The following is a 15,375-nucleotide window of genomic DNA, read 5'->3' as shown; positions in this document are numbered from 1 at the left end:
CCGTGGCCAGCCCCAACCGCGAAACCGAAGCCATGCAGGATGGCTCGGACGCGGTGTCCGACTGGCCGCTGCTCAATGCCTTGCTCAACACCGCCAGCGGCGCGACCTGGGTTTCGCTGCACCACGGCGGTGGCGTGGGCATGGGCTTCTCGCAGCATTCGGGCATGGTGATTGTGTGTGATGGCACCGACGAAGCGGCCGAACGCATCGCCCGCGTGCTGCACAACGACCCGGCCACCGGCGTGATGCGCCATGCCGACGCTGGGTATGAAATTGCCATCGACTGCGCCAACGAACAGGGCCTGAACCTGCCGATGATTAACGGCTGAGCTGTATTTTGCTGACGCGCGTGCGCAGGCGTGGATCCGTCCCCCTGCGAGCACGTCAGCCCACAACAAAAACGTCATTTATCAACACGCGTGAAGGAGTATTAACGTGCTTGAGTTAAACCTGATTCCCGGCCAGCTGAGCCTTGCCCAACTGCGAGACATTTATCAGCAGCCAGTGGTCCTCACGCTGGATGAACGTGCATTGGCGCAGATCGATGCCAGTGTCGCGTGTGTTGAACAGATTCTTGCCGAAAACCGCACGACTTACGGCATCAACACCGGTTTCGGACTGTTGGCGTCGACCAAAATCGCCAGCGATGACCTCGAAAACCTTCAGCGTTCGTTGGTGTTGTCCCACGCGGCGGGGATTGGTGAGCCGATCAGTGATGCGCTGGTGCGCCTGATCATGGTGCTCAAGGTCAACAGCCTGAGCCGCGGTTTTTCCGGTATCCGCCGGGTGGTGATCAATGCCTTGATCGCGCTGATCAATGCCGAGGTCTATCCGCATATTCCGCTCAAAGGTTCGGTCGGCGCATCAGGTGACCTGGCGCCCTTGGCGCACATGTCGCTGGTGCTGCTGGGCGAAGGCAAAGCGCGCTACAAAGGTGAATGGCTCGACGCCCGTGCTGCCTTGAAACAGGCCGGTCTGGAGCCGTTGACACTGGCCGCCAAAGAAGGCCTGGCGTTGCTCAATGGCACGCAGGTGTCCACCGCCTTTGCGCTGCGCGGCTTGTTTGAAGGCGAAGACCTGTTTGCCGCGGCCATGGCGTGTGGCGGCCTGACTGTTGAGGCGGTGTTGGGTTCGCGCTCGCCGTTCGACCCGCGCATTCACGCCGCGCGTGGCCAGCGTGGGCAAATCGACGCTGCTGCCATTTATCGCGACCTGCTGGGCGACAGCAGTGAAGTGTCGCTGTCCCACAAGCACTGCGACAAGGTGCAGGACCCGTACTCCCTGCGTTGTCAGCCACAGGTGATGGGCGCCTGCCTGACCCAGTTCCGTCAGGCGGCCGAGGTGCTCGGTATTGAGGCCAACGCTGTGTCGGATAACCCGCTGGTGTTCGCTGAGCAGGGCGACGTGATTTCCGGCGGTAACTTCCACGCCGAGCCCGTGGCCATGGCAGCCGACAACATGGCGCTGGCCATCGCTGAAATCGGCTCGCTGAGCGAGCGTCGCATCTCGCTGATGATGGACAAACACATGTCGCAACTGCCGCCGTTTCTGGTGGGCAATGGCGGCGTCAACTCCGGTTTCATGATTGCTCAAGTGACCGCCGCAGCTTTGGCCAGCGAGAACAAAGCGTTGTCCCACCCCCACAGTGTCGATAGCATTCCGACGTCGGCGAACCAGGAAGACCACGTGTCCATGGCGCCTGCTGCGGGCAAGCGCTTGTGGGAAATGGCTGAAAACGTGCGCGGTGTATTAGCTATCGAGTGGCTGGCGGCTTGTCAGGGGCTCGACTTGCGCGATGGCCTGAAAACCTCGCCGAAGCTGGAAATTGCGCGCACCACGCTGCGTGAAAAAGTGGCGTTCTATGAAAAAGACCGTTTCTTCGCCCCGGACATCGATGCGGCCATGCAACTGCTGGCCTCGCGTTGCCTGAACGCGCTAGTGCCTGCGCGGATGCTGCCAAGCCTGTAATCACGTCGCGGCAGAGGGCCTTGAGCCCTCTGTGCGGTGGTGTGCGCCGACAAAAATAATTAAGGACGCGCGAAATGCACAAGCAAGCTCAAGGTTTGAAGCGCGGGCTGACGGCTCGCCACATCCGTTTCATGGCGCTGGGTTCAGCGATCGGGACGGGGTTGTTTTACGGTTCGGCTGCGGCCATCCAGATGGCTGGCCCCGCGGTCTTGCTGGCGTACCTGATAGGTGGCGCCGCCGTATTCATGGTCATGCGCGCACTGGGCGAAATGGCCGTGCGCGATCCGGTGTCCGGGTCGTTTGGCCATTACGCCAGCACCTATTTGGGCCCGATGTCGGGGTTCATCCTCGGTTGGACCTACGCGTTTGAAATGATCATCGTGTGCCTGGCCGATATCACGGCATTCGGCATTTACATGGGGTTCTGGTTCCCCGACGTGGCGCGCTGGATCTGGGTACTGGGCATCGTGCTGCTGATTGGCGGCCTGAACCTGTGCAGCGTCAAAGTCTTTGGCGAGATGGAATTCTGGCTGTCGCTGCTCAAAGTCGCCGCCATCGTGGCGATGATTCTGGCCGGTTTCGGCATCATGCTGTTTGGCATCGGCAGCGCGGGCAGTGCAGACGCCGCCGCGACCGGGATCAGCAATTTGTGGTCGTTTGGCGGCTTTATGCCCAATGGCGTGGGCGGGTTGATTGCCTCGTTTGCGGTGGTGATGTTCGCGTTCGGCGGCATTGAAATCATTGGCATCACGGCCGGTGAGGCCAAAGACCCGGAACGTGTGATCCCCAAAGCGATCAACGCCGTGCCGTTGCGTATCTTGCTGTTCTACGTGCTGACCCTGTTTGTACTGATGGCCATTTACCCTTGGACGCAGATCGGTAGCCAGGGCAGTCCGTTTGTACAAATTTTCGACAGCCTGGGCATCAGCTCGGCGGCGACCCTGCTCAATATCGTGGTGATTACTGCGGCGGTGTCGGCGATCAACAGCGACATCTTCGGGGCGGGTCGCATGATGTATGGCCTGGCCCAGCAAGGCCATGCGCCAAAAGGCTTCGCACAGATTTCGCGCCATGGCGTGCCGTGGATGACCGTGCTGGTGATGGGCGTGACCTTGCTGGCCGGTGTAGTACTCAATTACCTGATCCCGGAAGACATCTTCCTCATCATTGCCTCGATTGCGACCTTCGCCACGGTGTGGGTGTGGCTGATGATTCTGGTCACGCAAATCGCCATGCGCCGCTCGATGACGGCCGAAGAAGTGGCGCAGCTCAAGTTTCCGGTGCCGTTCTGGCCGTATGCTCCGATCGCGGCCACGGTGTTCATGGTGTTTATCTTCGGCGTGCTGGGCTATTTCCCTGACACCCGTGCGGCACTGATTGTGGGCGCCGTCTGGATTGTATTGCTGATCGTGGCGTATCGGTTGTGGGTAAAACCGTTAGCCGGGCATGCGGTCAAAGCCCAGCCCGAGTTGTCCTGATCCCAACGTTTAACGGCGGAGTGAGTGAATGAAAACGCTTTGGCAACACTGCAATGTCGCAACCATGGCCGAGGGTGCGTACTCGATCATCGAGGACGCCGCCATTGTGACGTGTGAAGGCTTCATTGAGTGGATCGGCCCACGGCTGCACGTGCCCCACGGTGAGTACAGCCAGACCCATGGCCTGGAAGGCGCGTGGGTGACGCCGGGCCTGATCGATTGCCACACGCACACGGTGTTCGGCGGCAACCGCAGCGGTGAGTTCGAGCAGCGTCTGCAAGGCGTCAGCTATGCCGACATTGCGGCCGCCGGGGGCGGAATTGCCAGCACCGTGCGTGCGACCCGTGCTGCCAGCGAAGAGGAATTGTTCGCCAGTGCGCGTCAGCGTTTGATGTGTCTGCTGCGCGACGGTGTTACCAGCGTGGAGATCAAATCCGGCTACGGTTTGAGCCTTGAAAGCGAGCGCAAAATCTTGCGCGTGATTCGCCGTCTGGGCGACACGCTGCCGGTCACGGTGCGCAGTACCTGTCTGGCGGCCCACGCATTACCGCCCGAGTACAAGGACCGTGCAGACGACTACATCGATCTGATCTGCAACGAAATGCTTCCCGCGCTGGCAGCCGAAGGGCTGGTCGACGCCGTGGATGCCTTCTGCGAATACCTGGCGTTCTCCCCGGCGCAGGTGGAGCGGGTGTTCAAGGTGGCGCAGGGCTTGGGGTTGCCGGTCAAGCTGCACGCCGAGCAACTGTCGTCGCTGCACGGCTCCAGCCTTGCGGCGCGCTATCACGCGTTGTCGGCGGACCATCTGGAGTTCATGACCGAAGAAGACGCCATGGCCATGGCGGCGGCGGGCACTGTCGCGGTGCTGCTGCCGGGCGCGTTCTATTTCCTGCGTGAGACCCAGTTGCCGCCGATGCAGGCCCTGCGCAAGCACGGTGTGAAAATCGCCATCGCCAGCGACCTCAATCCGGGTACTTCGCCTGCGTTGTCATTGCGTTTGATGATGAACATGGCCTGCACCCTGTTTCGCATGACGCCTGAAGAAGCGCTGGCAGGCGTGACCCTGCACGCGGCCACAGCGTTGGGGATGGGCGAGACCCATGGTTCGCTGGAGCCGGGCAAAGTAGCGGACTTCGTGGCCTGGAATATAGATCGCCCGGCGGACCTGGCGTACTGGTTGGGCGGTGATCTGGATAAACGCGTCGTGCGCAACGGCGCCGACGTAGTGCTTTAGGAGAAACGCGTGTGGAAAAGGTTCTGACATTCAAACAAGGCCGTGTGCCATTGCTGATCAGCATGCCCCACGCGGGGCTGCGCCTGACGCCAGAGGTCAAGGCCGGGCTGATTCCCGAGGCGCAAAGCCTGCCCGACACGGACTGGCACATTCCCAGGCTCTATGCGTTCGCGAGCGAGTTGGGGGCCAGCACACTGGCGGCTGAGTATTCGCGTTTTGTGATTGACCTCAACCGCCCGCAGGACGATGCGCCGATGTACGTGGGCGCGACCACCGGGTTGTTCCCGGACACGCTGTTCACCGGGGTGCCCTTGTTTCACGAGGGGTTGGCGCCTTCGAAGGCAGAGCGCGCGACGTACCTTGAGCAGATCTGGAAGCCCTATCACCAGACCTTGCAGCAAGAACTGGCGCGACTTAAAGCCGAGTTCGGCTATGCATTGCTGTTTGATGCGCATTCGATCCGTTCGTACATCCCGCACCTGTTTGACGGCAAACTGCCGGACTTCAACCTGGGGACGTTCAATGGCGCCAGCTGCGATCCGCACGTGGCGACTGAGCTGCAAGGGATTTGCGCCGAACACCGGGCCTACAGTCATGTGCTGAACGGCCGCTTCAAGGGAGGGCATATCACTCGTCATTACGGCAACCCGACGGACAACATTCATGCCGTGCAACTGGAGTTGGCGCAGAGCACCTATATGGAGGAGTTTGAACCGTTTGATTACCGCGAGGATCTGGCGAAGCCCACGCAGGTGGTGCTCAGGCAATTGCTGGAGCGGTTTATCGCGTGGGGACATGAGCGCTATGGGCGTGCCTGAAGTGACAGGCCGTCAGCTGGACCCTCGTGCGCAGGGGTGAGGGCCAGGGCATCGTGTGGCTCTTCAACCCTGGCTTCTATAAGGGCATGCTCATTCCTGCGAATCGGGTTTATGATGCCAGACGGCACATTTTTTGAAGTCCCCCACAGGGATGACCTCAACCCCATGGAGCGCGCAATGCAGACCTTGTTCCCGCAGATCAAACCCTACGCCCGGCACGATCTGGCTGTCGATGGGCCGCATGTTCTTTATGTCGATGAAAGCGGTTCACCCGATGGCCTGCCGGTGGTCTTCATTCACGGGGGGCCGGGCTCGGGCTGTGATGCCAACAGTCGCTGCTATTTCGACCCCAGCAAGTACCGCATCATTACGTTCGACCAGCGCGGGTGCGGGCGCTCCACCCCCCACGCCAGCCTTGAAAACAACACCACCTGGGATCTGGTCGCCGACATGGAGCGGATCCGCTCGTATCTGGGGATCGAGAAATGGGTGCTGTTCGGTGGCTCGTGGGGCTCGACGCTGGCGCTTGCCTACGCGCAAAGCCACCCGGAGCGCGTGCATGGCCTGATTCTGCGCGGGATCTTTTTGGCCCGCCCGCAAGAAATTGAATGGTTCTACCAGGCCGGGGCCAGCCGCCTGTTTCCCGACTATTGGGAAGACTACCTGGCGCCCATCCCTGAAGACGAACGCCATGATTTGCTCACGGCCTACTACAAGCGCCTGACCGGCAATGATCAGATCGCGCAAATGCATTGCGCCAAAGCCTGGTCAACGTGGGAAGGGCGCACCGCCACGCTGCGGCCCAATGTGCAAGTGGTGGAACGCTTTTGCGAGGCCCAGCGTGCGTTGTCGATTGCGCGCATTGAATGCCATTACTTCACCCATAACGCGTTCCTTGAGCCCAACCAACTGATCCGTGACATGCCCAAGATTGCGCATTTGCCGGGCGTGATCGTGCATGGGCGCTATGACGTGATTTGCCCGCTGGATAACGCATGGGCGTTGCATCAGGCCTGGCCGGACAGCGAGCTGCAGATCATCCGCGAAGCAGGCCACTCCGCCACTGAGCCCGGGATCACCGACGCACTGGTCAGGGCCACCGAAGAGATGGCGCGTCGTCTGCTCAACCTGCAACCGGATGAAGCATGAAGGGACTTTTACAACGGGTGACCGGCGCGCGGGTTGAAGTGGCGGGGGAGATCGTCGGTTCGATTGATCAAGGGTTGATGGTGCTGGTGGCTGTCGAACCCGGCGACACCGAGGCCAATGCCGCGAAGCTGCTGCACAAGCTGCTCAATTACCGGGTGTTCAGCGATGCCGACGGCAAAATGAACCTGTCACTGGCGGATATCGGCGGCGGTTTGCTGCTGGTGTCGCAGTTCACGCTGGCCGCCGACACCAAAAGTGGCCTGCGGCCGAGTTTCTCTACGGCTGCGCCACCGGCTCTGGCCGAATCGTTGTTTGACCACCTGCTGAGCGAGGCAAAACGGCTGCATCCGAACGTGGCAGCAGGCCGTTTTGGTGCCGATATGCAGGTGCATTTGGTCAATGATGGCCCCGTGACATTTTTGTTACAAACCTAAAACCCTGAAAAACCGTGATTTCGTCAGAAAACAGGGTTTTTTAAGCACAAATACTTGCTGTCACTAGATGCGTTGTAACGCGGGCTACTAGATAATCGCGCGCTACACAGAGACTAATCCGACGCGTTGGGGGAATCATTCATTCCTTTGAAGGTCGGAACAGTGCTCGCCAACCCGGCATTCAATCGCTGGCGGTTGGTTTCATCATCTGTATTCGGCGAGGTTTGCTCGTGATTGTTAGTCCATTTAATGCACCAAAAAAGTCTGCCAAGCGGTTACGCAACGCACTGGTGACGGGCTCTGCGCTCTTTTGCTTGTTCGGTGCGGGTCAACTGTGGGCATTCAGTCTGGATGACGTGGCGGCGCAGGCTAAAACCCTCGCCGAGCAGAAGTACCAAGCTCCGCGCAGCAATCTGCCTAACGAATTTCGCGACATGAAGTTCGCGGACTACCAGAAGATTCGTTTCCGCAACGAGAAAGCTCAGTGGGCTGACGACAAAACGCCTTTCAAATTGTCGTTCTATCACCAGGGCATGCATTTCGACACGCCGGTGAAAATCAACGAAGTCACCGCCACCAAGGTGGAAGAGATCAAGTACGACGCCAGTCGTTTCGATTTCGGTGATGTTCAATTTGACCCGAAAGCTACCGAGAACCTCGGTTGGGCGGGCTTCCGTGTCCTTTATCCGCTGAACAAAGCCGATAAGCAGGACGAAGTCATGACCATGCTCGGCGCCAGTTATTTCCGCGTTGTCGGTAAGGACCAAACCTACGGCCTGTCGGCTCGTGGTCTGGCCATCGACACCGCTTTGCCGTCCGGCGAAGAATTCCCGCGTTTCACCGAGTTCTGGATTGAACGTCCGAAAGCCGGTGACAAGCATCTGGTGATTTTCGCCCTGCTGGATTCGCCTCGTGCTACCGGCGCTTACCGCTTCACGCTGCGCCCGGGTGTCGACACGGTGGTCGACGTCAAGGCGCAAATGTTCCTGCGTGACAAAGTCGGCAAGCTGGGCATCGCCCCGCTGACCAGCATGTACCTGTTCGGCGCCAACCAGCCGTCCAAAGTGCTCAACTACCGCCGCGAACTGCACGATTCGTCGGGCCTGGCGATTCACGCCGGCAACGGTGAGTGGATCTGGCGTCCGCTGAACAACCCCAAGCATTTGTCGGTGAGCAACTTCTCGGTTGAAAACCCGCTGGGCTTTGGCCTGCTGCAACGCGGCCGTGATTTCAGCCACTACGAAGACCTCGACGACAACTACCACAAGCGTCCAAGTGCCTGGATCGAGCCACAAGGCGACTGGGGCAAGGGGACGGTGGATCTGGTCGAAATCCCGACCGCTGACGAGACCAACGACAACATCGTTGCGTTCTGGAGCCCGGAAACTCAGCCTGAGCCGCTCAAGCCTTTCGACTTTGCCTATCGCTTGCACTGGACGATGAACGAAGCCGCCCTGCACCCTAAAGACAGCGCCTGGGCCCAGCAAACACTGCGCTCGACCGGTGACGTCAAGCAGTCCAACCTGATCCGTCAACCGGACGGCAGCGTGGCTTACCTGATCGACTTCGAAGGCCCGTCGCTTGAGAAGTTGCCAGCAGACGCCGCCGTGCGTAGCCAGGTCAGCGTGGGCGATAACGCCGAGCTGGTGGAAAACAACCTGCGCCACAACCCGGAAACCAAGGGCTGGCGTTTGACGTTGCGCTTGAAGGTCAAAGACCCGAGCAAGTCCACCGAGCTGCGTGCCGCGCTGGTCGCCGATGAAGAACCGGCCCCTGCCGCCCCCTTGACCAAGGCCGAGAAAGCGGCGGCCAAGGCTCAGGAAAAGAAAGAACAGCACAAAGCCAAGGACGCTAAAGCGCCTGCGGCCGAAGCGGCCCCAGCCACACCAGCGCCAGTCAAGACTGAAAAAGTCCTGACCGAGACCTGGAGCTACCAGTTGCCAGCCGATGAGTAACGCTCACGCAGAGTCAGCCTCGCTCAGCGAGTACCTGGCGCACCTACCCTTGAGCGATGAGCAGCGCGCCGAGCTGGCCAGTTGCACATCGTTCGAGGCGTTGCACGAGCGCCTGTCGGCCCATCACGACGTGAGCACCGCCGAGGCCGCTCAGGCGTCGGTGGGCTCACGCCTTAAACTCAGCTCGGCGCACGCGCTGGAAGACGCCGAAATGCTCGGCGTCGATGCCAGCGGCCGGGTGATGCTCAAGGCCACGCCGCCGATTCGTCGCACCAAAGTGGTGCCCGAGCCGTGGCGCACCAATATCCTGGTGCGTGGTTGGCGGCGCCTGACCGGGCGCAGCAATCCGCCGGCACCGCCCAAAGATGAACGCGTGTTGCCCAAGGCGCGCTGGCGCACGGTGGGTTCGATCCGCCGTTACATCTTGCTGATTCTGATGCTCGGCCAGACCATCGTTGCCGGCTGGTACATGAAAGGCATCATGCCGTATCAGGGCTGGTCGTTCGTCGATCTGGACGAAGTGATCCATCAGCCGCTGCTGCAAACCGCGCAGCAAGTGCTGCCGTATGCGCTGCAAACCAGCATTCTGATTCTGTTCGGGATTCTGTTCTGCTGGGTATCGGCGGGTTTCTGGACCGCCCTGATGGGGTTTCTGGAACTGCTGACCGGTCACGACAAGTACCGCATCTCGGGCGCGAGCGCCGGTAATGAGCCGATCCCGCAAGACGCTCGCACAGCGTTGGTCATGCCGATCTGTAACGAAGACGTGACCCGCGTGTTTGCGGGCTTGCGTGCGACGTACGAATCGGTGGCTGCCACCGGTGACCTGGACCGTTTCGACTTCTTCGTCCTCAGTGACAGTAACGATCCCGACATCTGCGTGGCTGAACAGCAGGCCTGGCTGGATGTGTGCCGCGAGACCGGAGGCTTCGGGCGGATTTTCTATCGCCGTCGCCGTCGCCGTGTGAAACGTAAAAGCGGCAACCTCGACGACTTCTGCCGTCGCTGGGGCGGCGATTACAAGTACATGGTGGTGCTTGACGCCGACAGCGTGATGAGCGGCGAATGCCTGACCAGCCTGGTGCGCTTGATGGAAGCCACACCGGACGCGGGCATCATTCAGACCGCGCCACGGGCGTCGGGCATGGACACGCTGTATGCGCGCATGCAGCAGTTCGCCACGCGGGTCTACGGCCCACTGTTTACGGCCGGTCTGCACTTCTGGCAGTTGGGTGAATCCCACTACTGGGGCCACAACGCCATCATCCGCATGAAGCCTTTTATCGAGCACTGCGCCCTCGCGCCGTTGCCGGGCAAAGGGGCGTTCGCGGGTGCGATTCTGTCCCACGACTTCGTTGAAGCGGCGTTGATGCGCCGTGCGGGCTGGGGCGTGTGGATTGCCTACGACTTGCCGGGCAGCTATGAAGAATTGCCGCCCAACTTGCTGGACGAACTCAAGCGCGACCGTCGCTGGTGCCACGGTAACTTGATGAACTTCCGCCTGTTCCTGGTCAAGGGCATGCACCCGGTTCACCGGGCCGTGTTCCTGACGGGCGTGATGTCCTACCTGTCGGCGCCGCTGTGGTTCTTCTTCTTGCTGCTGTCGACGGCGCTGCTGGCGGTCAACACGCTGATGGAGCCGCAGTACTTTATGGAACCGCGTCAGCTCTACCCGCTGTGGCCGCAGTGGCACCCGGAAAAAGCCGTGGCGTTGTTCTCGACCACCATCGTGCTGCTGTTTTTGCCCAAGTTGCTGAGCATCATCCTGATCTGGGCCAAAGGCGCGAAACAGTTTGGCGGCAAGTTCAAGGTCACGCTGTCGATGCTGCTGGAGATGCTGTTCTCCATGCTGCTGGCGCCGGTGCGCATGATCTTCCACACCCGTTTCGTACTGGCTGCATTTTTGGGCTGGGCCGCGACGTGGAACTCGCCACAACGTGACGATGACTCCACGCCGTGGAGCGAAGCGGTACGTCGCCATGGGCCGCAAACCCTGCTGGGTGCAGCCTGGGCGGCCTTGGTGTTGTGGTTGAACCCGAGCTTCCTGTGGTGGTTGGTGCCGATTGTGGGTTCGTTGATGTTGTCGATCCCGGTGTCGGTGATTTCCAGCCGTGTGAAGCTGGGCCTCAAGTCTCGTGACGCCAGCCTGTTCCTGATCCCTGAGGAATACGCGCCGCCCCGTGAGTTGTCGGCCACTGCCGAATACACCCACGAGAATCGTTACCACGCCTTGCATGACGGGTTTATCCGTTCAGTGGTGGACCCGCAGCAGAACGCGCTGGCCTGTGCATTGGCCACGTCGCGTCACCGTCAGGCCGAACCGATTGAATGGTTGCGTGCCGAGCGGGTGCGTCACGCCCTGAAAGTCGGACCTGGCGGTCTGAACAACAACGAGCGCATGGCGCTGCTGAGCGACCCTGTCGCCCTGGCACGCTTGCACGCGTTGGTGTGGGACGAAGGCCATGAAGACTGGCTCAACGCGTGGCGTGAGTCGATCGCCGCTGATCCTCACGCGCCGTTGTTGCCGTTGCAACCGGCCGCTTGATGCAGACAAAACCCCACTTCGGTGGGGTTTTTTTTTGGGCTTTTTACGGTGCGTCTGAAGTCGCCACCGGCGCCGGCCAGGCGAGATACCGCCAGCCGTTATCACAAAGGCCCACAGGCGTTGGCACTCCCTTCGTCAGCAATGGCGGGTACTTATCCCGGCGTGCGCTGCGCTTTTCTTACGCAAAACCTTTGTGCTCTCTCTGCTCTGAGTTAGCATCCGTCTCCGAGTGGGCGAATGCCCGGCTGTGTTGGCTTTGAGTATCGGGCCCACCGTTGGCCAACGCCTTTATTGAGTAGGTTCCGGGGAGTTGATGATGAAGAAGTTTCTGTCGAAACTGATGTTCGGTGTCACTGCACTACTGGCGGTCAGCGCAGCCCACGCAGGCGCGATTGATGATGCGGTCAAACGCGGCACGTTAAAGGTGGGCATGGACCCCACCTACATGCCGTTCGAAATGACCAATAAGCGTGGCCAGATTATTGGTTTCGAAGTGGACTTGCTCAAAGCCATGGCCAAGTCCATGGGCGTCAAGCTGGAGCTGGTTTCCACCGGCTATGACGGCATTATCCCGGCGTTGATGACCAACAAATTCGACATGATCGGCAGCGGCATGACCCTGACCCAGGAACGCAACCTGCGCCTGAACTTCAGCGAACCGTTCATCGTGGTCGGTCAGACCCTGCTGATCCGCAAGGAACTGGCTGACAAGGTCAAAAGCTACAAAGACCTCAACGACCCGCAATACCGCCTGACCTCGAAGCTGGGCACCACAGGCGAAATGATCGCCAAAAAGCTGATGTCCAAGGCCCAGTACCACGGCTATGACAACGAGCCTGAAGGCGTGCTGGACGTGGTGAACGGCAAGGCCGATGCCTTTGTTTACGACGCGCCCTACAACGTGGTGGCCGTTAACAAGTTCGGCGACGGCAAACTGGTGTTCCTCGATCAGCCGTTCACCTACGAGCCATTGGCCTTCGGTCTGAAGAAGGGCGACTACGACAGCCTCAACTTCATCAATAACTTCCTGCACCAGATCCACGAAGACGGCACCTACGATCGCATCCATGACAAGTGGTTCAAAGACACCACTTGGCTCAAAGACATGGAATAAACGCGGTCTCCTGTAGTCGCTGCCCAAGGCTGCGCCAAGGCCCGAAGGCCTTCTGTTATCAGGGCTGCCACGCAGCCCATTGCAGCCTGCGGCAGCGACCCCACACAGTCTGCCGCGCTGACCTCGACGGAAATATTGCAACGTGATCAAACAAAAAAAAGCACAGTGGCCCTGGCACGTGTTGACCGTGCTGGTGCTCATCGGTCTGGCGGGCGCGCTGTATTACGCCACCTCGCTGATGTCCTACGAGTGGCGCTGGAACCGAGTTCCGCAGTACTTCGTCTATCAGGCGGAGGAAGCTCAGCGAGCCGCTGAAACCTCGACCGTGATCGAGCTGGTGCGCAAAGGCGATCAGGCCGAAGTGGTGTTGCGCGCCGATGATGGCACCGAGCAACGCCTGACAGTGGCCGACAACAGTGTGCAACTGGCTGAAGGCGACGACGTTGCCGAAGGCGATGTGATTGGCGTGACCCGGCACTGGGCCGCTGGCCCGTTGTTGCTGGGGTTGTGGACCACCGTGTGGTTGTCGTTGGTGTCGGGGGTGCTGGGCCTGATGATTGGCCTGACCACCGGCCTGTGCAGGCTGTCGAATAACCCGACCCTGCGCGACCTATCGACCCTGTACGTCGAGCTGGTACGGGGCACGCCCCTGCTGGTGCAGATTTTCATCTTCTACTTCTTCATTGGCACCGTACTCAACCTGTCCCGCGAGTTTGCCGGCATTGCTGCGCTGTCGTTGTTCACCGGGGCGTACGTGGCTGAAATCGTCCGTTCGGGCGTGCAGTCCATTGCCCGCGGGCAAAACGAAGCGGCGCGTTCGCTGGGGCTCAATGCCACCCAGTCGATGCGTTACGTGGTGTTGCCGCAAGCCTTCAAACGCGTGCTGCCCCCGCTGGCCGGACAGTTCATCAGCCTGGTCAAAGACACCTCGTTGGTGTCGGTGATTGCCATTACCGAGCTGCTCAAGAGCGGGCGCGAAGTCATTACCACCTCGTTCTCGCCGTTCGAGATTTTGTTCTGCGTGGCGGGCCTGTACCTGTTGATCAACCTGCCGCTGTCCAACCTGGCCAGCCGTCTTGAGCGGAGGCTCGCGCAAAGTGATTGAAGTCCGCGAACTGGTAAAAGTCTTCGACACCCGCGGGCAGGTTGTTCGCGCGGTGGATAACGTCAGCACCACGGTCGCCAAGGGCGAAGTGCTGGTGGTAATTGGCCCGTCCGGGTCGGGCAAGTCGACGTTTTTGCGGTGTTTGAATGGCCTGGAAGATTTCGATTCGGGCTCGGTCAGCATCGACGGGGTCGACCTCGCCAACCCGAAAACGGACGTGAACGCCTACCGTCGTGAAGTCGGCATGGTGTTCCAGCATTTCAACTTGTTCCCGCACATGACCGTGCTTGAGAACCTGTGCCTGGCGCAGAAAGTCGTGCGCAAACGGGGCAAGGCCGAGCGCGAAGCCAAGGCCCGCGCCCTGCTGGAAAAGGTCGGTATCGGGCAGAAAGCCAATGAATATCCGTCGCGCCTCTCGGGTGGACAGCAGCAACGGGTGGCCATTGCTCGCGCGCTGGCGATGGAACCCAAGGTCATGCTGTTCGACGAGCCGACCTCCGCGCTCGACCCGGAGATGGTCGGCGAAGTGCTGGACGTGATGAAAACCCTGGCGCTTGAAGGCATGACCATGGTTTGCGTGACCCACGAAATGGGGTTTGCCCGGGAAGTGGCCAACCGCGTGTTGTTCTTTGATCACGGCAAATTGCTTGAAGACTCTGCCCCGGAGGACTTCTTCCACTCGCCCAAAGACCTGCGTGCCCAGGCGTTTTTGCGGCAGGTGCTGTAAACGTCGCCCTCACCTTGGCCCCCTCCCTTTGAGGGAGGGCTGAGGTGAGGGCAGCGGCCTGTCTACACTTTGAAGCGTCCCACCAACCCTTGCAGATGCGTGCCCAGTCGCGCCAATTCGATGCTCGATGCAGCCGTTTCTTCACTGGCGGCGGAGGTCTGCTCTGACACATCGCGCACGTTCAATACGCTGCGGTTGATTTCATCAGCCACCGCACTTTGCTGTTCGGCCGCCGCCGCGATCTGCTGGTTCATCCCCTGAATGGTTGAGACCGTGCGTTTGATGTTGCCCAGCGACTCACCCGCGCGACGGGTCAGCTCGACGCTGCTGTCGGTCAGGCTGCGACTGCTGTCCATGCTGGTGGCCACTTGCAACGTGCCGCTTTGCAGGCCCGCAATCAGCTCTTCGATTTCCTCAGTCGATTGCTGAGTACGTTGCGCCAGGCTGCGCACTTCATCGGCCACGACGGCAAAGCCGCGTCCCGCTTCGCCCGCCCGTGCCGCTTCAATGGCTGCGTTGAGCGCCAGCAAGTTAGTTTGCTGGGCCACGGATTTGATCACGTCCAGCACGCTACCGATTTTGTCGCTTTCGCGTTTGAGATGGCTCATGGCCTCGGTGGAATTGCCGACTTCCATCGCCAGTTTCTCGATCTGGGCGATGGCTTCCCCCACGACCTTGTCGCCTTCACGCGCCTGTTGGTCGGCGGCGACAGCCGCTTCGGACGCTTCTTCGGCATTGCGCGCCACTTCCTGCACGGTGGCGGCCATTTCATGCATCGCGGTGGCCACCTGGTCAGTTTCGACCTTTTGGCTGTTGACCCCGGCGCTGGTCTGTTCCGTCACGGCTGA

At 60.4% G+C, this 15,375-nt stretch carries 12 protein-coding genes and 1 pseudogene; 12 read left to right on the top strand and 1 reads right to left on the bottom strand.

The window, feature by feature from the left end; all coding sequences use genetic code 11:
- The 12 genes and pseudogenes from BKD70_RS13535 to BKD70_RS13480 all read left to right on the top strand — a co-directional run.
- A pseudogene (locus BKD70_RS13535) lies at positions 1-329 on the top strand (urocanate hydratase); the annotation flags it as partial.
- A gap of 106 nt (positions 330-435) precedes the next feature.
- Positions 436-1,968 (top strand): histidine ammonia-lyase, encoded by a 1,533-nt coding sequence (gene hutH / locus BKD70_RS13530; RefSeq protein WP_047272956.1) that lies wholly within the window; start codon positions 436-438, stop codon positions 1,966-1,968.
- A gap of 74 nt (positions 1,969-2,042) precedes the next feature.
- Positions 2,043-3,446 (top strand): amino acid permease, encoded by a 1,404-nt coding sequence (locus BKD70_RS13525; protein WP_047272957.1) that lies wholly within the window; start codon positions 2,043-2,045, stop codon positions 3,444-3,446.
- Between the two features lie 28 nt (positions 3,447-3,474).
- Complete coding sequence (hutI, locus tag BKD70_RS13520) at positions 3,475-4,680, top strand: imidazolonepropionase (protein ID WP_047272958.1); 1,206 nt, start codon at positions 3,475-3,477, stop codon at positions 4,678-4,680.
- A gap of 11 nt (positions 4,681-4,691) precedes the next feature.
- Entirely contained in the window at positions 4,692-5,498 is an 807-nt protein-coding gene (gene hutG / locus BKD70_RS13515; RefSeq protein WP_047272959.1) for an N-formylglutamate deformylase, read from the top strand.
- A gap of 177 nt (positions 5,499-5,675) precedes the next feature.
- The gene (gene pip / locus BKD70_RS13510; protein ID WP_047272960.1) at positions 5,676-6,647 is read left to right on the top strand and encodes a prolyl aminopeptidase; all 972 of its coding nucleotides are present in this window, start codon (positions 5,676-5,678) and stop codon (positions 6,645-6,647) included.
- Positions 6,644-7,081, top strand: coding sequence for a D-aminoacyl-tRNA deacylase (dtd, locus tag BKD70_RS13505; protein ID WP_047272961.1), 438 nt, complete (start codon positions 6,644-6,646; stop codon positions 7,079-7,081). Before pip ends, dtd begins: the two co-directional genes overlap by 4 nt.
- Before the next feature lie 287 nt (positions 7,082-7,368).
- A complete protein-coding gene (locus BKD70_RS13500; RefSeq protein ID WP_169859789.1) occupies positions 7,369-9,036 on the top strand; it encodes a glucan biosynthesis protein G in 1,668 nt (555 codons plus the stop codon).
- Positions 9,029-11,581: a glucans biosynthesis glucosyltransferase MdoH gene (gene mdoH, locus BKD70_RS13495; RefSeq protein ID WP_047272963.1), complete on the top strand. Its 2,553-nt coding sequence runs from the start codon at positions 9,029-9,031 to the stop codon at positions 11,579-11,581. The genes BKD70_RS13500 and mdoH overlap by 8 nt, the downstream gene beginning before the upstream one ends.
- A 316-nt stretch (positions 11,582-11,897) precedes the next feature.
- Complete coding sequence (locus BKD70_RS13490; RefSeq protein WP_047272964.1) at positions 11,898-12,695, top strand: transporter substrate-binding domain-containing protein; 798 nt, start codon at positions 11,898-11,900, stop codon at positions 12,693-12,695.
- A gap of 145 nt (positions 12,696-12,840) precedes the next feature.
- Positions 12,841-13,800, top strand: a complete 960-nt coding sequence (locus BKD70_RS13485) for an amino acid ABC transporter permease (protein ID WP_371058216.1) — start codon at positions 12,841-12,843, stop codon at positions 13,798-13,800.
- Complete coding sequence (locus BKD70_RS13480) at positions 13,793-14,527, top strand: amino acid ABC transporter ATP-binding protein (protein WP_047272966.1); 735 nt, start codon at positions 13,793-13,795, stop codon at positions 14,525-14,527. The genes BKD70_RS13485 and BKD70_RS13480 overlap by 8 nt, the downstream gene beginning before the upstream one ends.
- Before the next feature lie 62 nt (positions 14,528-14,589).
- Here BKD70_RS13480 and BKD70_RS25670 read toward each other — a convergent pair whose 3' ends face one another.
- Complete coding sequence (locus BKD70_RS25670) at positions 14,590-15,303, bottom strand: methyl-accepting chemotaxis protein (RefSeq protein WP_371058215.1); 714 nt, start codon at positions 15,301-15,303, stop codon at positions 14,590-14,592.
- Positions 15,304-15,375 lie beyond the last annotated feature (72 nt).

Source organism: Pseudomonas sp. BS-2016, assembly GCF_001806145.1.
GTDB classification, from domain to species: domain Bacteria; phylum Pseudomonadota; class Gammaproteobacteria; order Pseudomonadales; family Pseudomonadaceae; genus Aquipseudomonas; species Aquipseudomonas lundensis.
This window is presented reverse-complemented; position numbering and strand designations above follow the sequence as displayed.